Annotated in this window: 18 protein-coding genes; 6 read left to right on the top strand and 12 right to left on the bottom strand. The window is 40.9% G+C overall.

Translation table 11 applies throughout. The features are described 5' to 3' along the window. Window positions 1-9 precede the first annotated feature (9 nt). From phoB to tkt, 9 genes are all read right to left on the bottom strand, one after another. Window positions 10-699: a phosphate regulon transcriptional regulator PhoB gene (gene phoB / locus ACXAFE_RS02460; protein ID WP_010560997.1), complete on the bottom strand. Its 690-nt coding sequence runs from the start codon at window positions 697-699 to the stop codon at window positions 10-12. A gap of 249 nt (window positions 700-948) precedes the next feature. Next, window positions 949-1908, bottom strand: a complete 960-nt coding sequence (locus tag ACXAFE_RS02455; protein ID WP_475148067.1) for a porin — start codon at window positions 1906-1908, stop codon at window positions 949-951. Between the two features lie 609 nt (window positions 1909-2517). Continuing rightward, on the bottom strand, window positions 2518-3582 hold the full coding sequence (fba, locus tag ACXAFE_RS02450) for a class II fructose-bisphosphate aldolase (protein WP_054981102.1): 1065 nt from the start codon (window positions 3580-3582) through the stop codon (window positions 2518-2520). A 161-nt stretch (window positions 3583-3743) separates the two neighbouring features. Then, window positions 3744-4919, bottom strand: coding sequence for a phosphoglycerate kinase (locus ACXAFE_RS02445; protein ID WP_475148060.1), 1176 nt, complete (start codon window positions 4917-4919; stop codon window positions 3744-3746). A 62-nt stretch (window positions 4920-4981) separates the two neighbouring features. Continuing rightward, complete coding sequence (gene epd, locus ACXAFE_RS02440; RefSeq protein ID WP_475148058.1) at window positions 4982-5995, bottom strand: erythrose-4-phosphate dehydrogenase; 1014 nt, start codon at window positions 5993-5995, stop codon at window positions 4982-4984. Window positions 5996-6334: 339 nt separating this feature from the next. Next, entirely contained in the window at window positions 6335-7123 is a 789-nt protein-coding gene (gene map, locus ACXAFE_RS02435) for a type I methionyl aminopeptidase (protein WP_475148056.1), read from the bottom strand. Further along, complete coding sequence (locus ACXAFE_RS02430; protein WP_475148053.1) at window positions 7116-7319, bottom strand: ParD-like family protein; 204 nt, start codon at window positions 7317-7319, stop codon at window positions 7116-7118. The genes map and ACXAFE_RS02430 overlap by 8 nt, the downstream gene beginning before the upstream one ends. A 114-nt stretch (window positions 7320-7433) precedes the next feature. Further along, window positions 7434-8066: a hypothetical protein gene (locus ACXAFE_RS02425; protein WP_010561004.1), complete on the bottom strand. Its 633-nt coding sequence runs from the start codon at window positions 8064-8066 to the stop codon at window positions 7434-7436. Between the two features lie 182 nt (window positions 8067-8248). Then, window positions 8249-10240, bottom strand: a complete 1992-nt coding sequence (gene tkt / locus ACXAFE_RS02420) for a transketolase (RefSeq protein WP_475148049.1) — start codon at window positions 10238-10240, stop codon at window positions 8249-8251. A gap of 337 nt (window positions 10241-10577) precedes the next feature. On the opposite strand from tkt, the gene metK reads away from it, so the two are divergent. The 3 genes from metK to ACXAFE_RS02405 all read left to right on the top strand — a co-directional run bounded on the left by metK (window position 10578) and on the right by ACXAFE_RS02405 (window position 13577). After that, on the top strand, window positions 10578-11765 hold the full coding sequence (gene metK / locus ACXAFE_RS02415; RefSeq protein WP_274761558.1) for a methionine adenosyltransferase: 1188 nt from the start codon (window positions 10578-10580) through the stop codon (window positions 11763-11765). A 112-nt stretch (window positions 11766-11877) separates the two neighbouring features. Continuing rightward, window positions 11878-12822: a hypothetical protein gene (locus ACXAFE_RS02410; RefSeq protein WP_475148045.1), complete on the top strand. Its 945-nt coding sequence runs from the start codon at window positions 11878-11880 to the stop codon at window positions 12820-12822. 47 nt (window positions 12823-12869) lie between these two features. Beyond that, on the top strand, window positions 12870-13577 hold the full coding sequence (locus ACXAFE_RS02405) for a hypothetical protein (protein WP_475148042.1): 708 nt from the start codon (window positions 12870-12872) through the stop codon (window positions 13575-13577). 5 nt (window positions 13578-13582) lie between these two features. Here ACXAFE_RS02405 and ACXAFE_RS02400 read toward each other — a convergent pair whose 3' ends face one another. Further along, a complete protein-coding gene (locus ACXAFE_RS02400) occupies window positions 13583-14185 on the bottom strand; it encodes an START domain-containing protein (RefSeq protein ID WP_475148040.1) in 603 nt (200 codons plus the stop codon). A gap of 1 nt (window position 14186) precedes the next feature. Next, the gene (locus tag ACXAFE_RS02395; RefSeq protein ID WP_475148037.1) at window positions 14187-15707 is read right to left on the bottom strand and encodes a CYTH and CHAD domain-containing protein; all 1521 of its coding nucleotides are present in this window, start codon (window positions 15705-15707) and stop codon (window positions 14187-14189) included. 371 nt (window positions 15708-16078) lie between these two features. On the opposite strand from ACXAFE_RS02395, the gene ACXAFE_RS02390 reads away from it, so the two are divergent. Then, complete coding sequence (locus ACXAFE_RS02390; RefSeq protein ID WP_100912672.1) at window positions 16079-16723, top strand: TIGR04211 family SH3 domain-containing protein; 645 nt, start codon at window positions 16079-16081, stop codon at window positions 16721-16723. A 171-nt stretch (window positions 16724-16894) separates the two neighbouring features. Here the strand turns inward: ACXAFE_RS02390 and ACXAFE_RS02385 are convergent, their stop codons facing one another. Next, a complete protein-coding gene (locus ACXAFE_RS02385) occupies window positions 16895-17383 on the bottom strand; it encodes a winged helix-turn-helix transcriptional regulator (RefSeq protein ID WP_475148033.1) in 489 nt (162 codons plus the stop codon). A gap of 143 nt (window positions 17384-17526) precedes the next feature. Here ACXAFE_RS02385 and putA point away from each other — a divergent pair, with 143 nt between their 5' ends. Both putA and ACXAFE_RS02375 read left to right on the top strand, forming a co-directional pair. Further along, a complete protein-coding gene (gene putA / locus ACXAFE_RS02380) occupies window positions 17527-21327 on the top strand; it encodes a bifunctional proline dehydrogenase/L-glutamate gamma-semialdehyde dehydrogenase PutA (protein ID WP_475148031.1) in 3801 nt (1266 codons plus the stop codon). 142 nt (window positions 21328-21469) lie between these two features. Further along, entirely contained in the window at window positions 21470-22669 is a 1200-nt protein-coding gene (locus ACXAFE_RS02375) for an HD-GYP domain-containing protein (RefSeq protein WP_475148028.1), read from the top strand. The last annotated feature ends 1 nt before the right edge of the window (window position 22670 follow it).

Raw genomic sequence — 22670 nt, 5'->3', positions numbered from 1 at the left:
TCTTAGAAATTAAATTTTGCTCGAAAAACGATAACCTGCACCGCGTACGGTTTGTACTAATTTATCATGACCCATAGGTGCAATCGCTTTACGTAGACGACGAATATGTACATCAACCGTACGATCTTCTACGTAAACATTTGTACCCCAAACATTATCAAGTAGTTGTTCACGACTGTAAACACGTTCTGGGTGCGTCATAAAGAAATGTAGCAATTTAAATTCAGTTGGTCCCATATCTAATTCGTTACCTGCAGACGTTACACGATGCGAAATAGGATCTAGGCGTAAACCATGTACTTCAATTGCTTCTTCGAGCGATGTAGGTGATACGCGACGGAATACCGCTTTAATACGTGCCATTAACTCTTTTGGTGAAAACGGTTTAGTGACATAGTCATCAGCACCTACTTCTAGGCCTTTTATCTTGTCTTCTTCTTCACCACGAGCTGTTAGCATAATAATTGGGATATGGCGGGTGTAATCACTATTTTTAATTTTTTTAGCGATTTGAACACCACTTGTTCCAGGCAGCATCCAATCCAGTAAAATCATATCTGGATAAGGCTCAACTAGCGCATCCATTGCAGAATCATAATCTTGGGCTTCAATAGCCTGAAATCCATTTTGTTCAAGTACGAATACCAACATTTCACGAATTGGTGCTTCGTCATCAACCACTAGTATCTTACGCGACATGAATTAAATCTCTAAGTTATCAACTGACTTCATTATCAAAGTAAAGTGTGACACTTTTATGAATATAAACATAAAAAGATCATAAATAAACTGTTGTCTATTTGTAGTGTTACTTTAACCTAACTTACACAATAATATAAAACAATTTAAATTCAATAAGATAAAACAAAAATAGCACTTTAAAATTTAACTAAAAAGCCCCTAAAAGGGGCTTATAAAATTAACTAAATTGTCACGTTTTTATATCATTTAAAAATCATAACGTAAGGTAACGGCCAAATGTCCTTCATCATCGCTATTGTCCAGATCACGCTGGGTGTACCAAATATAAGCCTTTGCCTGCTTACCTAATTTGCGTTCAACACCAATCGAACTGGCCGATCCACTGTCTTTTAATTTACCAAAGCCGGTTTCATCGTCTTGGTACTGTACTAAAATTTTATAATTTTCGATTTTATAAGAAGCACTCACAACGAAGGTATCACCATCATCGCCCGATGACACTTTTTCACTATTTTGGTACATGCCGTTAATTGTAAAGTCGCCAAGTTTACCTTGCGCAGATACGCGGTCTATATTGTAGCCAGCAACATCTTCATCATGCGCATATGCGACATAAAACGGCGTTTTCTTAAGTGCTTTATCACCATAACCGATAGCAGCCGACACCCCAGCCCCATCGCTTTGTTTACTGTTTTCTTCCGCTATGTAGGTTAATTCAAACTGTAATTGGCCAAACTTTGGTGATTGATAATTTACCATATCGCCCAAACGGTTTTCGCCGGTGGCAAGGTGTTTAATATCGCCAACGAAGTCATTCATCATATCAAGCTTGTTTTGAGACTTTTTCAGCGCCGTGTCTTTTCGACCGATCAGGATCTGACCAAAGGTTTTACTTTTTAGACCCAAGTATTGATCCCGTGATTTAATATTATCATCACTGCCATTTGCGCCATCTTGCTCTGAAATATTAACTTCCCACTCAAGCTTGGTTAAAACACTAAGATCATCTGAAATGCCGTGCTTTGCTTTAATACCAAAACGTGACGCATATGAATCGACTTCGGTTTCACTCTCTTGATTATCAATATCAACGTAGCGTAAACCTAGATGGGCACGCCCGTACACTTGGGCATCTGTTTCAGCAAATGCATCTAACGGAAGAAGCACTAAACCTATACCACTTGCCAGCAAGAGTTTTTTAATCATGGTAATTTCCTCAAAGCAGAGTTCAACTAAAGCATTACGCTATAGTTATTATACACTTAAGATCAAACAGATTTTCTTATTTAATATTTACTTTAGTACATTTCACGGGTATGGCAATTATCGCAGATCAATATTTTACCAATAGGATCATCTTTATACTAAGATCTACCACGATGTGACTGCCTGAGATCAAAAACTTACTAAGATCACCCCAGAAATAGATCGAATTTCAATAAGTTAGCCATCGTTTTTAATCTGATCAGCCCTAAATGAGCACTTTAGTTGGTAGGATCGTGATCCCAGTTAATCGAATTTCGATCGTGTTAGTAAGAATTTGATCCCACAATCCTAAATGATCATAATCCCAGACGTTATATCAATTACATTAATTTTTTGCCGAAATAAACCAGCTCACAAACCGCTTATAAATAAAGTAAATGTTAAAAGACAGGCCAGTTACAGCACTATTTTGATAGGGTGAATGAAGGTTAACTCAATAGTATAGATTTAAATTATTCACGCTTAACACTAAAGCATTCGACACAAAAAAAGCGTTTATATGTGTCATATAAACGCTTTGCTTGTTAAAGGAAGTTGTATAACTTGATGTTATTTAACTTGTTGGTTTAACTCACCAGCAAGGTATTTTTCATGCATCGCATCAAGTGAAATTGGTTTAATTTTAGCTGCTTGACCAGCTGTACCAAACGCTTCGTAACGCGCAACACAGATTTCAGTCATTGCTTTTGTCGCTTCAGCTAAGAACTTACGCGGGTCAAAGTTTGCAGGGTTATGCGCAAGGTGACGACGAATTGCGCCGGTTGATGCTAAACGTAAGTCAGTATCGATATTTACTTTACGAACACCGTGCTTAATACCTTCAACGATCTGCTCAACTGGCACACCATAAGTTTCAGGGATCTCACCGCCAAACTCATTGATCACAGCTAGCCACTCTTGTGGTACTGATGACGAACCGTGCATTACTAAGTGAGTATTTGGAATACGCGCGTGAATTTCTTTGATACGGTTAATTGCAAGAATGTCGCCCGTTGGTGGACGTGTAAACTTATACGCACCGTGTGACGTACCACATGCAATCGCAAGTGCATCTACACCTGTTTTCTTAACGAAGTCAGCCGCTTCTTCAGGATCAGTTAGAAGTTGATCTTCAGTTAGCTTACCTTCTGCACCAATACCGTCTTCTTCACCTGCTTCACCCGTTTCTAATGAACCAAGTACACCTAGCTCGCCCTCAACTGAAACACCACATGCGTGCGCCATTTCAACTGTACGACGTGTTACATCAACGTTGTACTCGTAGCTTGAAGGCGTTTTACCATCTTCAAGTAGTGAGCCGTCCATCATTACTGATGAAAAGCCTAATTGGATTGAGCGTTGGCAAACTGCTGGTGATGTACCGTGATCTTGGTGCATAACTACCGGAATGTGTGGCCACTCTTCAATTGCCGCTAAAATCATATGGCGGATAAACGGCGCACCGGCGTATGCACGCGCACCTGCTGAACCTTGAACGATAACAGGACTGTTTGTCTTGTCTGCTGCTTCCATAATTGCACGCATTTGCTCTTGGTTATTCACATTAAACGCTGGAACACCATAACCATTTTCTGCCGCATGGTCTAATAGCTGACGCATACTGATTAAAGCCATTTTGCTTTCTCCAATTTTTGATGGCACCTAACGCCATCGAGTTTGAACGGATAGATTTGTTTATTGCCAAGTAATCACTAAATTGAGAGAGATATGATTACTTGGCTTTTTATTCAGTTACTTAGATTCTGTTACATAAATCTAAGTATAGCGTGCACAAATTATTTCGCGCGCGCTTCTAACATTGCTACAGCTGGTAACTGCTTGCCTTCTAAGAATTCTAAGAATGCACCACCACCTGTTGAAATGTATGAAATTTTGTCTGCTACTTCATATTTATCAATCGCTGCAAGGGTGTCACCGCCACCAGCAATTGAGAATGCATTTGATTCTGCAATCGCATGTGCAAGTGCTTTGGTACCTTCACCAAATTGATCAAATTCAAATACACCTACCGGGCCGTTCCAAACAACCGTACCTGCATTTTTGATAATCTCAGCAAGTGCCTTCGCTGAATCAGGGCCGATATCAAAAATCATGTCGCCTGAATCAACATCTGCAACTAACTTTAATGTTGCTACAGCAGTTTCTGAGAACTCTTTACCAACCACTACGTCAGTTGGTACTGGAATATCGCCACCCGCTGCTTTTGCAGCGTTAGTTAACTTGTTTGCTTCATCAATTAAATCAGCTTCATAAAGTGATTTACCAACGTTATTACCCGCAGCTGCGATAAAGGTATTTGCAATACCACCACCACATACTAGCTGATCAACAACACTTGAAAGCGACTCAAGTACAGTCAATTTAGTTGATACTTTTGAACCACCCACAATCGCTACAAGTGGGCGCGCAGGGTTATCAAGAGCTTTACCAAGTGCATCAAGCTCAGCCGCAAGTAAAGGGCCTGCACAGGCAACATTTGCGAATAAACCAACACCGTGAGTAGACGCTTGTGCGCGGTGCGCAGTGCCAAATGCATCCATTACATACACATCACACAGTGCAGCTAATTTTTTAGCTAAAGCTTCGTCGTCTTTTTTCTCACCTTTATTGAAGCGTACGTTTTCAAATACAACCACTTCGTTGTCTTGAACGTCAACACCGTCAAGGTAATCTTTTTCTAGGCGAACTGTTTGCTCTAATACGTCATTTAAATAGTTAACAACCGGTAACATTGAGAATGCTTCATCGTATTCGCCTTCTGTAGGGCGACCTAAATGCGACATAACCATTACTTTTGCGCCTTTTTCTAAGGCTAATTTAATGGTTGGTAACGACGCACGAATACGCGCATCACTCGTTACTTTACCGTCTTTTACTGGAACGTTTAGGTCTTCACGAATAAGCACGCGCTTACCTTGTAAATCTAAATCAGCCATTTTAATGACAGACATTTGAGCTCTCCTTTAACATAAAAAAACCGCAAATTTGTTGGCAAACTCACGGTTATCTAAATCTAACTTTTTAGTGCCATCGCCTCGGCAGTATCTAGCATACGGTTGGCAAAACCCCATTCGTTATCACACCAAGCTAAGATTTTTACTAAGCGTTTGTGGCTTACACGGGTTTGCGTGCCATCAATAATCGATGAATGGCTATCGTGATTAAAATCAACCGATACCAGTGGCTCTTCGGTATAACTGATAATACCGGCTAAATGCTGATGCTCGGCATCTGAAAGTACTTTATTTACCGTATCAATTGTTACATCAGTATTAAGTGTGACGCTTAAATCCATTGCAGTAACATTGATGGTAGGTACACGCACCGCAATGGCTTCAAAACGGCTTTTAAACTTAGGCAGAATTCGCTCGATACCACGAGCTAATTTAGTATCAACCGGAATAATCGATTGGCTCGCTGCACGGGTACGGCGAAGGTCACTGTGATAGGCATCAATCACTTGCTGATCATGCATTGACGCGTGAATCGTAGTAATCGCACCCGATTCAATACCAAACGCATCATCAAGTACTTTAATCACGGGCACAATACAGTTAGTAGTGCACGAACCGTTAGAGACGATAGTGTGCTCAGCTTTTAATTCATTATCGTTAATGCCAAAAACAATTGTGGCATCCATATCGGCATCGGCGGGTTGTGAGAACAGTACTTTTTTAGCGCCAGCATTTAAATGCAATTCAGCATGCTCGCGCGAGTGATAAACACCTGTACACTCAAGTACCACGTCTACATCTAATAAACCCCAAGGTAATTCACTTGGATTTTCTTCGGCGAATAACTGAATTAAATCACCATTAACCGTAATGGCATCTTGCTGTAATTGCACAGGAAATTTAAAACGACCATGAGAAGTGTCGTATTTTAATAAATGCGCGATGCCTTTAGCGTCTGCTAATTCATTGATCGCAACAATTTGAATGTCCTGAGTACGACCAGCTTCATATAAAGCTCTTACGATATTTCGTCCGATTCGACCAAAACCATTAATTGCAATTTTGATTGCCATTAAGTTGTTTTTCCTAACAGTGCCGAGCACTTTCACAGTTGGTGAGAGGGTTGATGGCGGGTATTCTAAAGCAAAGAATTTGAATGCGATAGTGAAAAAATTTTATTCTTTGATTAGTAAAGATAATGACACCGGTTACTTACTAGGTAAATCAAGGGATCCAGTAATTTCGCAAGTTTCATGAAGATTTTTAGAAAAATGTGATTTTAATTTTTCCGTTAAAAATGACACCGGTTTCCCTAAATTTATTACGGTAATTTAGTGCTAATCACACACTTTAAAAAATACAAAAAAGCCTAATTTAGGCTTTTATAATTTTCTTAAATTGAAGGCGTAGATTTAGTCTTTCAAAACCAACTCTTTTTCTTCTTGGCGTAATGTTAGTACTTCAAAGCCGTCTTTGGTGACTAAAATAGTGTGTTCCCATTGTGCTGATAGCTTTTTATCGCGGGTAACTACTGTCCAACCATCTCGTTTGGTTTTTGTTTTAGCGGTACCTTGGTTAATCATTGGTTCAATAGTAAATGTCATGCCTTCTTGTAGCGTTACACCAGTATCCTTTTTGCCAAAATGCAATACTTCAGGCGCTTCGTGCATTTGCTTGCCAATGCCATGACCACAATATTCCCTGACAACAGAATAACCATGTTGCTCTGCATGGTGTTGAATCACCGCGCCAATATCACCTAATTTAGCACCTGGTTTCACTTGTTTAATGGCCAACCAAAGTGCTTCATAAGTCGTATCAACTAAACGTTTCGCAAGCGGCGCTACATCACCGATACAATACATTTTACTGCTATCTGCAATAAAGCCATTTTTCTCTAAGGTAATATCGATATTAATGATATCGCCATTTTTTAGTTTTTGCGTACTACTTGGCACACCATGACAAACCACTTCATTAATTGACGGGTTAAGCACAAATGCAAAACCGTACTGACCTTTACTTGCAGGGCGCGCATTTAATGTATTGGTAATAAAGTCTTCAACAAAATTATTAATTTCTAGCGTTGACTGACCAACTGCAATAAACGTATCGAGTGCAGAAAATACATCTGCCAGTAATTGGCCAGAGGTACGCATAAAATCAATTTCCGTTTGATTCTTAATAATGATTTCACTCATCGCGCTCACCTTGCTGATCACATTGACGCAATAACTCTTGTTCCATTATTTCAGCAAAGGTCAAATTTGGATTACGCTCAGCGAGGCGCCCTACTTTTATCCAAAACTCGGCTTGGGAGTTGATTGAACGTACCATCACGGTGCTGGCATGACGAATCTCATCATGTAATTGGTCAGAAATTTTAACGATACCCATAGCGATTCACTGTTTGAATTATATGATTTATATATATTACGTATACACCATATATAAAATCAATAAAAAATGGCGCCAAAGGCGCCATTGTGGGCTGGGTAACAAATAAAAAGTTTATCTTGGCAGATTTTTGCTTAACTTTTTGTTTTTATTCATTACATCACTGTAATAACCGTGAAGCGCTTCACTCAATTGGCCTTCTTGGCGTTTAATTCGCTCAGCTTGGGTAATGTTTTGCTGCTTTAACGTTACGTTTTCAGCACGTAATTGATTTATTACATCACCTTGCTGCTGCGCTTTAGTTTTAAGTTCATCAACGCTATGAATTGATTCTTTTAACAGGGCATTTAGCTCTTCATTACGCTCGTTGAGTTCACGGCAGTGATGCTTCATTACCGATTTACTCATATTCGCTTCTTCAACTTGTTGCTGAAGATCTTGAAGCTTAGCGGTCACTTCTACACTTGGTTTTTTCTTTGCGTCTGTTAACTGTTCCATCAGTGTTTCAAGCATAGCGTTTGAATTTTCCCACTCACGCTCAATTAACTGTACATGCTTAATAATCATGGCATGATCATTTTGCAATTGCTCAAACTGCTGCTGTTTTTCTAAAAGCAGTTTCTTCTGTTCAATTAATTGTTCAGTAAGCGCTTTTTCATGTGCGCGCTGTGCAAAGGAGGTAATATTAGCTTGTACGGGATCTGAACCGCAAACAAGTTCAGGAGCATTTCGTTCAGAGGTAACCATTTCCCTTTCCTCGTTATTATACCTATCAAAAGTTGGTTAAATTTTAGCAAGATAAAGGCAGGAGGGAATTTGATCTAAATCAGTTTTTTTAATTAAGAATCGTTATCAAAGATAAAACTATTGCGCTAGATCAAAAAAGCGATGCATTTGCATCGCTTTTGATTATTATAGCTTTTTTGCAATTATGCGAGTTGATTCGCTTTTGCTACGATATTCTCTACCGTAAAGCCAAAGTGTTCAAATAGTTCATTTGCAGGTGCAGATTCACCAAATGTTGTCATACCTACAACCGCACCATTTAAACCAACGTATTTGTACCAGTAATCTTCAATACCCGCTTCTACCGCAACACGCTTAGTTACCGAACTTGGTAGTACTGATTCTTTATAAGCCGCATCTTGAGCATCAAATAAATCAGTTGAAGGCATAGAAACAACACGTACTTTTTTACCTTGAGTGCGAAGTTCAGCTGCTGCCTGCATTGAAAGTTCAACTTCAGAACCTGTTGCGATAAGAATAATCTCAGGCGTGCCATCACAGCTTAATACGTAACCACCTTTACGTACGTTCGCTAATTGCTCAGAAGTACGTGCTTGTTGTTGTAAGCCTTGACGGGTAAATACCAGTGATGTTGGACCATCTTTACGCTCAATCGCATCTTGCCATGCAATTGCAGACTCAACTTGGTCACATGGGCGCCAGTTAACTAGGTTAGGCGTTAAACGCATGCTTGCTAGCTGTTCAACTGGTTGGTGCGTGGGACCATCTTCGCCTAGACCGATTGAATCGTGCGTATACACAAAGATTGAAGGCTGCTTCATAAGCGCCGCCATACGTACTGCATTACGCGCGTATTCCATAAACATTAAGAACGTCGCACCGTAAGGAATAAAGCCTTTATGCAGCGCAATACCATTCATAATTGCCGACATACCAAATTCACGTACACCGTAGAAGATGTAGTTACCTGATGCGTCGTTTGCTGTTAAGCCTTTTGAACCTTCCCAAAGTGTCAGATTTGAACCTGCAAGGTCAGCAGAACCACCCATAAACTCAGGTAACATAGGGCCAAACGCATTTAGTGCATTTTGTGATGCTTTACGTGTCGCTGGGTTTTCAGGGTTTGCCTGAAGACCTTCAATATAGGCTTGTGACTTCTCAGCCCAATCTGCTGGTAATTCACCTTTTTGACGACGTTCAAACTCTGCCGCTAGTTCAGGGAAAGCCGCTTTATACGCATCAAACTTTTCAGCCCAAGAAGCTTCTTTTACGGTACCCGCTTCAACTGCATTCCAATCCGCATAAATATCAGCTGGAATATCGAAAGCACCGTGCTCCCAGTTTAAAAATTCACGTGCAGCTGCAATTTCAGCATCACCTAACGGTGCACCGTGACAGTCGTGGCTACCTGATTTGTTTGGTGAACCATAGCCAATTACTGTTTTACAACAGATTAATGTTGGTTTGCCCGTTTCTGCACGTGCTTCATCGATTGCCGCGCGAATAGCTTCACTATCGTGACCATCTACGTTACGCACAACATGCCAGCCGTAAGACTCAAAACGTGCTGCTGTATCATCAGTGAACCAACCTTCTACTTCACCGTCGATTGAAATACCGTTGTCATCCCAAAACGCGACAAGTTTACCAAGGCCTAATGTACCTGCTAGTGAACACGCTTCGTGTGAAATACCTTCCATAAGGCAACCATCGCCTAGGAAACAGTAAGTAAAGTGGTCAACAATATCGTGACCTTCACGGTTAAACTGATGCGCAAGTGCTTTTTCAGCAATAGCCATACCAACCGCGTTAGTAATACCTTGACCTAATGGGCCTGTAGTTGTTTCAACACCCGGTGCATACCCGTATTCAGGGTGACCCGGTGTTTTAGAGTGCATTTGACGGAAGTTTTTAATTTCCTCAATTGGAAGATCATAGCCAGATAAATGCAGTAAAGAATAAATTAGCATTGAGCCGTGACCATTTGACAGAATAAATCGGTCGCGATCAGCCCAATCAGGGTTTGCTGGATTATGGTTTAAATAGTCGCGCCATAGCACTTCAGCAATGTCTGCCATACCCATAGGGGCACCAGGGTGGCCAGACTTGGCCTGTTGCACAGCGTCCATAGATAGAACGCGAATAGCATTTGCTAGTTCTTTACGTGACGGCATGGATTTTCCTACCTCATTATTTGTTTGCTGTCATAATTTGGATACATTGGCCAATAAGCACTGGCAATAGGAAGTACTTATTGGTCAATGTACCCACGCAGCTCTATTCTTACCTATAAGCACACGCGGAGCAATGGAAAACCGACTATAATCTAGCTTCTTTATGCACAAAACAGCCTAGTAACGGTGAAGAAATTTCACTTTTAATTTTTTTTAGACGTCTAGGCGTAAAGTTATTGTTTGCAGCGTCGTTATTCGGTAGAATACGCGACCATTTAATTGAACCTGCGCAAATCCTTGTGGCAACGCGCATTTTTTGTGAGTGAGTAGAAATACCATGGCAAGAACTTTATTTACTTCTGAGTCAGTATCTGAGGGTCATCCGGATAAAATCGCTGACCAAATTTCTGATGCGGTTTTAGACGCAATTATCACACAAGATAAGCATGCGCGTGTTGCCTGTGAAACAATGGTTAAAACAGGTGTTGCAATTATCTCTGGTGAAATTTCAACAGATGCGTGGGTAGACCTCGAGTCAATCACACGTAAAGTAATCACAGATATCGGTTACACATCATCTGACGTAGGTTTTGACGGTGACACATGTGGCATCATGAACCTTATTGGTCAACAATCACCTGAAATCGCACAAGGTGTTGACCGTACTAAGCCTGAAGAGCAAGGCGCTGGTGACCAAGGTTTAATGTTCGGTTACGCAACTAACGAAACACCAACGTTAATGCCAGCACCACTTTATTACTCACACCTACTTGTTGAGCGTCAAGCAGAGGCACGTAAGTCAGGTATTCTTCCTTGGTTACGTCCTGATGCAAAATCTCAGGTAACCTTCGTATATGAAGACGGTAAGCCTGTTGCAATTGATGCAGTTGTACTATCTACTCAGCACAACCCAGACATCGAGCAAGACGCACTAGTAGATGCTGTAATGGAAAACATTATTAAGCACACGCTACCAGCTGAGCTTTTAACGGAAGACACTAAATACTTCATTAACCCAACTGGCCGTTTCGTAATCGGTGGCCCTGTTGGTGACTGTGGTCTTACTGGTCGTAAAATCATCGTAGATACTTACGGCGGTATGGCACGTCACGGTGGTGGTGCTTTCTCTGGTAAAGATCCTTCAAAAGTTGACCGCTCTGCTGCATACGCGGGTCGCTATGTTGCTAAGAACATTGTTGCAGCTGGTCTTGCTGATAAGTGTGAAATCCAAGTTTCTTACGCTATCGGTGTTGCTGAGCCAACGTCAATCACAGTTGATACATTCGGCACAGGTAAAATCTCTGAAGAGAAATTAGTAGAGCTAGTACGTGAGCACTTCGACTTACGTCCTTACGGTATTACTAAGATGCTTGACCTACTTCACCCAATGTACCAAATGACTGCAGCATACGGTCACTTCGGTCGTGAACCGTTCGAAATGACGGTAGGCGAAGATACATTCACAGCATTCAGCTGGGAAAAAACAGACAAAGCAGACGCACTTCGCGCCGCTGCTGGTTTATAATAACCGCCTGATTGAGAAAAAGCGCCTTTGGCGCTTTTTTTTATGCCTAAAATTCAGTAAGTTGCTATGATAACCGCTCTAGCAAGTGATAAAAAAACTACACGGTGAAGTTATGTACCTTTCAATCAAGCATTACCCTGAAATAGCAAACAATATTAACCAACAAAGAATTGTACGCCTTGCCAAACCTTACTTAACAACTCCGGCATTTGTCTATATTACACATGTTTTGGTGTTGGTTTCCCTTGTTGTAATAAACCTGCCAAGTGTGCATCAACTATCGCCTTTGCTTTTAAAAGCCGGTTTGTTTATCACTTATTTGATAGCAATGCATTTTGCAGGCATTAATATATGGCAGCGTAAGCAGTTTTTAACACACCTTGATGAAATCCAAACAAAATCAGAACAATCCGATATCGCCCTCGCCCAGTCATCTTTATTTAATTATTGGAAAGACACTCAAATAACTAAAACCTTTATCGTAACCGCCCCTACTTTCGCACGAATAAAAACCTTCGAGTTTGGTTATTTGAGCCTAAGTGAAAATCGAGAAAAAGCGATGATCCGTGTATTAGAAGACGAAAACTTGGCATCAAGCCAACTTAAAATTGCCATTTTTAACGACCAAGTAATCCCTGCGGTCATCGAGGAAAATACGCACGTTATCCTCACACTTGCAGAGCATTCGATAAATGGCACAATTAGTAAAATTAACCAAGTAGCAAAACGAAAAGTCACTACAAATCAATTAGCGATTAATTTTACCGAAAAACTACTGGTTGTAGAGTTTGAACACACGCCAAATGAGCTATCATTGGTATCCCATGTGACCAACCCACAAACTGAACTTACCTATACACTGAAACTAGTAGCCATCGACTCACAAGATTATGTTGTTTATAAAGTGCTGGAAGACCACCCATCGCGCCCGCTAATGAGTGCAGATGTAATTACCTTTAATAGCGATAAAAAACAAACAGCCAATGTACTTGGTTTTTCAGAGCTCGCAACGCATCACGTCGGACATTACCCGTTAGCGGGTGGTATGATTAGCTAAGCAACTCAGTAACGAAAAACGCTATTAGATTAAACATAGAATTTAACATGAACAAAGGACATGTAATTGCATTTGTGCTTGGCGCCCTTAGCGTCGCACTTATTTCGACATTAATGCCTTCAGATAGTCAATTAATTAGTAAAGAACAACTATCTGATAGCTCTGACCACACATTATCTGAGCCGCTAGAATCAAGCTTTAATAACATCAAAGAACCGTTAACGGAAACCCTTTCCACACAGCACAAATCAATACAACACTCACTAACAGCGCTGACTAAATCTGAGCTGGTTGCTGAAGTTGAAAGGTTAGAAAGCGAATTAACACATGCTACACAAAAACATGAACAGCTGATTAAAGAGGTAAGCGAACATGCTGAAACCATGTTGCGCGACAAGGTAGCGGAGCTTGAGCAACAAATGCAGCAGCAACTTGAATTACTGCTCAGTGATGGCGTAGACACCCTTAATTTAGCAACTAAGTTTGAGCAACAAACCCGTGACGAACATTGGGCCGAAACGACAGAAGCGGTGTTTCAAGATTTTTTTACCACACATGATTTTATTGAATTTGTGCAACTAAAAACGATTGATTGCCGAGAAAGTATTTGCCAAATTAACTATCAATATGCCGATGGTTTCGAATCGTCACACCTGTTCCAACATAAATTATCAGAGTTTGTTACCAAACATAAATTCGCTACTAGCCAATCACAAGAGGATAATGGTTTAGTCAATATGCATATCGCGAAATAGCCTAGTCAAACAACGCTACAAGGGTAACGCTTCAAACGCGCTTTCATCTTTTTGAAGGTGCTAAATACGTTAGATTTTGCGACAGAATTCCCTAACCAATGTGGAATTTTTCCTGCGGGATCTGCAATCGCTTGATACTCAACAGAGATCGTATCAGCGCCTCGCTGATTAATTACCCAACTGGCAGCTACATGCTCAATGCGAATAAACCCTTCACGCTTTGCGTATTCGTTGTTAGCTGCTTGAATGCCTATTTGCATTTGTGTATTTGACGTTCTAAAAATACGTGAGTAAGTCACCATATCACGATTTTTAATCGGCCATGGCGCATTAAATTGAGTATAAACGATATGCTCGTTTTGTGATGGTGACTTTAGCACTTCGACACTCTCCACATTGCTTAACCACTTGTCAGCATTGTCTGTATCAAGTAAAAGTGCTTCAAACGCTGCTAAGCATCCGCTAGTCACTGTGTAGGCTTTTAACTTTAAAAGTCCATCGGGCAATTTTTGCTGATAAACTTCAATTCCTTGTTTAATTTTTACTTGCTGCCACTCCAATGCACTCAGCGGAGTACAAAAAAGTAGCAGCAACAGCATAGTGCGCATATTATTGCCAGTAAGGCTCCAATTTTTGACTTGCAAGACGGCTATGTTCCATTGCTGCGAGCAAACCATCATTTTTTTGTTTTAACCAACCCAAAATACTGGTGAATTGTTCGGGTTCTTGTTGCGTTTCACATAACTGTTTTAAATAGTCGTATGTCGCCAATTCATCCATACCATGAATAATATCAAGCCAAGGGCCTCTAAATTCATCACGTAGCGGTCCTTCAAAAAGCTGCCCTAAGCAACAACCGCTGAGTAAATTACGGTGTAATTTTTGACGTTTTGCGATGTAGCTTTCAGCGCTCACCACATCATGCGGTAATAAATGCTGCATTTCTTGCCAATCGTTTTCAAAAAGACGTGCCGCAATATCTTTTACAGGCGTACCAGCAGCAACAATTTGCTCTTGTCCCCAGTCATCACGCCAACGCTTTTCAATTAAAAAGCGCGTTAAATCCAGAATAAGTAGGTTGTAGCGCGGGCTATGGAAAATTGCCTGTAATGCCTTGCGCGACGGTTGCTCAGCTTTTAAGTTATCAATCACTTGTTCAAGCTCAGGCGCAGCCGAAATGCGTTTATAAAACGCATGTTTCTTTGACGTAAACGTTCGTAATTGAATCGCCGTTTCAACCCAAGAAAAGGTTTCTAATAGCCATTTAAGCTCTTTACGCAACGATTTAGTAACTTGTTTGTCGGCAACTTGTTCAAACAACCAAAAGCTATGACGAATAAGGCTAACCCCATCGACAATGCGTTTTAGTGTTTTTAATTTTGGCGAATCGATGTAGCATTGCTCGTGTTTTTGCACAAACTCAATGCCGTATTGAAGGCACTTTTCAAGCGCTTCTTCTTGTGTCGCGTTTTCATCTAACTGTACATAGCCTAAGAATGTATCAGCCATTAATGGCGCATCGTCCGCTAAACGATAGCCACGTGCAGCTTTACTGTATAGCCCTAAACGTACTTCACTACAGTTAATTAACTTATTTGCTAATTCAAATAACTCTTTGCGATCACCACTTACCAATTCCATTTCCACTTCACAAATCGGCACACTCTGGCCTGAGGCAGAAATATCACCTTTATCCAATACCAATTCAATTTCAGTACCTGAGTCGGTTTCTAGTAACCAAGTGCGGCGAATAAAGTTAGTGTTAAAAATAGAGAAAAGGTTTTCACTAATAGTGGCTGGCTCCATGCCAGCAGGCCAAATTGAGGTATCGAATAACTCAATGTTTGGGCGCGAATTATTAATTGGCACATTGTATTCTGGACGTTGATGAAAGCCACCAACCACTTTACCTGCCAACTTAATTGTTTGCTCACATTCGCCGTCAACACAACGCGTGCGTAAGCCGATATCTAGCGCTCTTAATTCTCTGCTTGGAGTATCAAAGTATGCGTTTTGTAAGTTGCGAGAAGCTTTATTACTGACTTTTTTTGAAAACTGGGTAATCAGTGCTGGCAGTTGAGAAATAACTTGTTCTGAAACTAAAAATTTCAGCTCAATTTCAGTATCCATTAGCTGGAGGGTTGACCTATTTTATTAGCAAAGCCTAAGTAAAACCAAATATCGGGCTAAATGCAACCTTTTGTGCATCCACTTACAAACAACTACTAAATTATGAACTATTGTGTGAATGCGCTGCGCGACTTGCTATTGCGCGGTGAAATCCATACTATTGAAGCCTCAAATACCAATTCACTTAAATAGCTAGTCATTTTAGCGGGCTAAATATCATGCTAACTGCGTTGGAATTGATCGATGTAAAATAACTACATCAGACAAATCTCGCCTTGTTAGTATCTCATTTATCCAGCGCTATAGTTAGTTACATATTTAAGCGACTTGGTAAATTTATCGGACAACAACAATAAAACAGGATCCTCTCAATGTTTAAACCGATTGCTGCATTTCTTTTATTAGCGAGTTTAAGCACAGCTATCCACGCAGAAACGCAAACTAACGGCGAATCAGCAACTGAAGTACTGGAAGTACAAACAACTGAAAGCGCATCTTCTTCAACTGCTTATATTACCGACAACCTATTTGTTTATATGCACTCAGGTCCAGGCAAAAATTATCGCATTCTTGGTTCTGTGCAAGCTGGTACCGAATTACAGTTGCTCGATGAAAATAAAGAAACGGGCTATAGCCAAGTAAAAGATAGCCGCGGTCGTACCGGTTGGATTGATAAACGTAATATCAGTAAGCGCCCAGGTTTAGCACAACAAAACCTTAAGCTAAAAAATCAATTAGCTGATTTACAAGCAGAGCTAAATTCAAGCCAGCGTGATATGCCGGTACTGCGTCAAACTGCCAATGATTTAGAAGTTAAAAATCGTGAACTCAATGCTGAAATTGAAAAGCTAAATGCCCAAATTTCAAGCTCACGTAATCAAAAGCAACAAGCCAGTGAAAAACAGCAAAAGCAGCTATTGATTTATGGCGGCGGTATTGCATTTATTGGTATTTTACTGGGGATTATCATCACAATCGTGTTATCGCGACGCAAACGTTACGACGGTTGGGCGTAATAACTAGGCAATACAAAAAAAGCGCTTAACCAGCGCTTTTTTTGTATCTGGTATCACGTACTCAATAAGCGTATGAGTATACGTTATACCTATTGCATTAATTTGTGAGTCACTTACTACGAGAGCTAAACCACTCAGAAATAAAACAGGTAATTTTTAATAAACCCGGGATTACTCTTCCACCAGCACGGTTAAACCTACATCACGCTTAACATGCTCAATTACCATATAAGTGCGATTGGTACCGACTCCTGGCGTATCTACAATTTTACCGAGTACTTCACGGTATTCAATCATATCGCCTACGCGTATTTTTAGTAGATAATCGTAGCCACCCGCAACCATATCACACGACACCACTTGGCCAATGCGCATAATATGCTGTTTGAAAATATCAAATGCGGCTTCGGTTGATTCTTTTAATGTAACTTCAACGTGGGCAACCACATTTTGTTTCAGCTTGGTAGCATTTAAACGTGCACCATAACCTTCAATATAACCATCGTCCTCAAGCTTTTTAACCCTTTCAAGGCACGGGCTTGGGCTTAAATTAACTTGTTTCGCTAAATTTACGTTAGAAATTCGGCCATTTCTTTGTAAAACATCTAAAATTGCTAAATCGATTCGATCGAGCACACGTGTTTTGATAGAGGTGGTCATACAGAATATTATTTGGCATCTTTTGAACAATTCCCTGTAAATTACCGGATATAGCCAAAATACGCCAGCACATTCTGCTGAAAAGAAATTACACTACGCCCCTATTTTATAAATTTAACCTATTTTATTTTGAGGGTTTCTTTATGCTTTACAATGGTGATTTAACTACCAAATGTCCGATCCGCCAGCAGATCCGTGACTTTTACCGTATTGATGAAGACCAAGTTATTGACCATATTCTGCCACTTGCAGAAGTTGGTGTTAGCGCGCGTAGCCGTGCATGGGAACGTGCACGCCAAATGGTATTAAATATTCGTAACGATCAGGAAGGTCAAGGTGGTGTTGATGCGCTACTTAACGAATACTCACTGTCTTCTGAAGAAGGCGTGGTATTAATGTGCCTTGCTGAAGCATTGCTACGTGTACCAGATAAAGAAACTCAAGATAGCCTTATTCGCGATAAGCTAGCAAACGGCGACTGGAGCTCTCACTTAGGTAACAGCGATTCTCTGTTTGTAAATGCATCAAGCTGGGGCCTGTTATTAACAGGTAAAATGGTTAATTATGCAGACAAAAACAAAGAAGACCAATTCGGCTTATTAAAGCGCACTATGGGTCGTATTGGTGAGCCTGCAATTCGTAAATCAGTGCAATATGCCATGAAGATCATGGGTAAGCAGTTTGTTATGGGTACTACCATTGAAGAAGCTGTAGAGCGCGCTAAAGATAAAGAAGCAAAAGGCTACGCATACTCTTACGATATGCTAGGTGAAGGCGCCCGCACAATGGCGGATGCCGAACGTTATTTTAATAGCTATAAAATGGCAATTCACGCTATCGGTAAAGCAGCCAATGGTCGTGGCCCTATAAAAAGCCCAGGTATTTCTGTAAAACTATCAGCTATTCACCCTCGTTATGAGTTCACACACCGTGAGCGCGTAATGGAAGAACTTGTGCCTAAGCTGAAAGAACTTGCGCTAACAGCAAAGCAGTATGACATTAACTTTACAGTTGATGCCGAAGAAGCTGACCGTTTAGATATCTCTTTAGATATTATTGAAGCGGTATTTTCTGACGACGCTCTTGGCAATTGGGCTGGTTTTGGTTTAGCGGTTCAGGCTTACCAAAAGCGTGCTATTTTTGTAATCGACTGGTTAGAAGCACTTTGTCGCCGTGTAAATCGTAAAATGATGGTTCGCCTTGTAAAAGGTGCTTACTGGGATACTGAGGTAAAGCTTACACAAGCTGATGGCCTTGAAGATTACCCGGTATTCACACGTAAAGCGACAACTGACGTATCTTACAAAGCGTGTGCAATTAAGCTAATGAAAGCACGTGATGTGATTTTCCCGCAGTTTGCAACGCACAATGCATACTCTGCAGCCACTATTTTAGAACTTGCTGATGGCAACTATTCAAATTTTGAATTCCAGCGTTTGCACGGTATGGGCGAATCATTATTCGACCAAGTTGTAACGCAAGATCGTGTACAATGTCGTGTATACGCACCAGTAGGTCAACACGAAGATTTACTTGCATACTTAGTACGTCGTCTATTGGAAAACGGCGCTAACTCATCATTTGTAAATGCCATTGTTGATGAATCTCAGCCAGTAGAATCACTGCTTGAAGATCCCGTTGAAAAAATTCAACGTGTTCGCAATAAGCGCAACCCGCAAATCGTTTTACCAAAAGACTTATTTGGCGAAGAGCGTCAAAACTCTAAAGGGTTAGATTTAACCAACATTAACCATATTACGCCATTCAAAGCGAATATTGACAAATGGGTTGCTGAAAACCTTATGACTCATGCCGATGTACCTGAAGGTCACGAGGCGGTAATTAACCCAGCAAACCACGCTGAGGTGCTTGGTTCTATTCGTCACCAAGACGAAGCTGAAATGAAAACCCTTGTTGATACAGCTGAATCAGCTTTCCAATCTTGGTCTCAAACGCCAGTTGCTGAGCGCGCTGAAATCTTACGTCGCACAGGTGACATTTTAGAACGTCATCGCGATGAACTCATTGCCCTGTGTATTAAAGAAGCAGGTAAAGTAGCGCAAGATGGTGTTGATGAAGTACGTGAAGCAGTAGATTTTTGTCGTTACTACGCAGCGCGCGCTGAAGAGCTTGCAGCTGATAGCCGCTTTTCACCACGTGGTGTAATTTTATGTATCAGCCCGTGGAACTTCCCACTAGCGATTTTCTTAGGCCAAGTAGCAGCGGCAATTGCAACAGGTAACTCAGTAATTGCAAAACCAGCAGAGCAAACATCACTTGTAGCACTTCGTGCAATTGAATTAATGCGTGACGTTGGCTTACCAAAAGACGTAGTACAGCCTGTAATTGCTCGTGGTAGCAAAGTAGGTCAGGTAATTATTCCTGACGAGCGCGTACAAGCAGTTATGTTTACAGGTTCAACTGAAACAGGTACACGCATTGCGCAAACCCTAGCAGAACGAGGTGGCGACCAAGTACCTCTTATCGCTGAAACAGGTGGTCAAAACTGCATGATCGTTGACTCAACCGCGCTACCTGAGCAAGTGATTGACGATGTTATTTCTTCTGGCTTCCAGTCAGCAGGTCAGCGCTGTTCTGCACTACGCGTATTATTCGTACAAGACGAAATCGCAGACAAAGTAATCAACATGATTAAAGGCGCGATGAAAGAGCTACACGTTGGCGACCCTGCTTACCTATCAACAGATGTGGGCCCGGTTATCGACCAAAAAGCACTTGATGCACTAAATGAACACGTTGAATACTTAAAAGATAAAGCGACACTGCATTTTGAATGCCCTATTCCGGCTGAAGATGAAAATGGTCACTTCTTCTTTGCACCACGTTTATACGAAATCAGTGATTTATCGGTATTAACGAAAGAAGTATTTGGTCCATGTGTACACGTAATTCGTTTCAAAGGCACTGAAATTGATAACGTTATCAACCAAGTAAACAGCACTGGTTTTGGCTTAACGATGGGTATTCACACCCGTATCGAAGAACGTGCTGAATACTTAGCTAAACAATCACGTGCAGGTAACATTTACGTAAACCGCAATATGATTGGTGCCGTTGTTGGTGTGCAACCATTTGGTGGTCGCGGTCTATCAGGTACTGGCCCTAAAGCAGGTGGTCCAACTTATCTAACACGTTTAGTAAAAGAAAATGCTGCACCTGAAAACGTTCAAGCTACTAATATCAACCTTGATGGCGAAGCAATTGTCGATGACAGTCACGCAGTTGAACGCGTTAATCAAATGATGGTTAACTCAATTCGCGATGAAAAAACTTGGCGCGCAACCAGCTTAAACGACCGTATTTCTGTATGTCGTCAGATGCTGGCTAAAATCGCACAAGTTGAAATCATGGATAAGCTTGCTGACGATTTAACACAAACTATTGCCGATGCACGTAGTCAGCTTGACCGTATTGAAAAGCGTTTAGCCAAAGGTACAGTGCTGCCAGGCCCAACAGGTGAATCAAACACAATTTACCTAGAACCGCGCGGCTGTGTTGTTTGCTACGCAGATAAAGATACCTCATTTAACTTCTGGATATTATCTATCGTAACGGCAATTGCAGCGGGTAATACTGTAATTACCGTGGTGTCTGACCTATTCCACGAAGAAGCGTTAGCTTTCCGCGCTAAGTTATTAGCATGCGGTGTTGCTGAGGGCGTTCTGCAAGTGGCTAAACTGTCTGAGTTTAATGCAACACTTGCTCACCCGCACGTTGCAGGTGCTGTAATCGGCAGTGGTTGTGAGCGTAAAGCACATGTAAACGAAAAACTGGCTGCACGCTCTGGTGCTATTTTACCAGTGATCAGTGCACAGTATTACGACACACTAATCAATCGCTTAGTTACTGAGAAAACCATCAGTATTGATACCACAGCATCAGGTGGTAACACATCACTAATGACGCTAACTGACGAAGATTAATCTAAAGCTCGGGAAACCGGCTTGTTAAGCAAAATAAAAGGGCTAAGTGTAAACTTCAGCCCTTTTCTTTTATCTTCCGCTTAATTTTCAGCATAATGTTTGCTAATTTTAAAGATAATCAAAATTCAAAGATGTACTGCCAATGTTAAAAACCATTTTAATATCTGATCTTAAACCCGGCATGTATGTGCAAGGGGTTGTAAAGCAACAAGGTAGTGTAAAAGTTAAGTCAGAAGGCTGGGTAAGGACACAGGCCGCCATCAATAAATTAGCAAAGTCAGGTATTTTAGAAGTGTCTGTCGACCCAGATAAATTTATTGATTTAAACGCAGAAAAAAATAACGATTCTAGCGAAAACGCAATCGAAACACCTAAGTTTGATCCAACCAAAGCAACGGCGAGTTTCTCAAGCGAAGCAAACAAAGCAAAAAAACTTTATACCGAAGCGAAACAACTGCAATCAAAAGCATTTGACGATATTCGCGCAGGACGCAAAATTGACGTTGCGCCTTTTAAGCAGGTTGCTAGCGGTTTTATTGATTCGGTTTTTCGCAACCAAGATGCCCTCGCCTGTATGACCCGCATTCGCGAAAAAGATGCATATTTGTTAGAGCACTCAATTAATGTGTCTGTGTTAATGAGTATTTTTGCCAAGCACATGGGGTTTGAGCGTGAAGTTATTCATGAACTAGCAACGGGTGCACTGTTACATGACATTGGCAAAATCAAAGTTCCAGACGCGATTTTAAATAAACCAGGCAAACTAACCGATGCCGAGTTTGACGAAATAAAACGTCACGCGCTTTATAGCAAAGAGATTTTAGAAGAGTCAGAACTCAGTGATATCGCCATTCAAGTTGCCGGTTTTCACCATGAGCGCTTAGATGGTAAAGGCTACCCATTTGGCTTAAAAGGTGATGAGATAAATCAGTACGTACGTATGATTTCAATTGTCGACGTATATGACGCACTAACTGCAAAACGAGTATACAAAGACGGGATGAACCCGATCCAAGCGTTTAAAATTATACGAAGTGACTGCCCAAATAGTTTTGATAGCGAATTAGTCGCACGCTTTATTCAATGCATTGGCATTCACCCTGTGGGCACGTTAGTAAAATTAAAAAGCCAAAAACTGGGCATTGTATCGCAAAGCAACTTTGAGCAGCCGTTAAAACCAACAGTTAAAGTATTCTACAGTGCGAAACATCAACATTACACTGAAGTACAAGACCTCAATTTAGCCAGCAACCGTATTGACGACGAGCTTGAATCATCTATTAAACCAGAAGACTTTGGCATTGATTTAATTAAATTTTTCCGCAATGCATTTTTTGATTAAG

This window comes from Pseudoalteromonas sp. ABV4_021 (genome assembly GCF_056159365.1).
The sequence above is the reverse complement of the archived record's forward strand: the minus strand, read 5'-3'. Positions and strand labels throughout refer to the sequence as shown.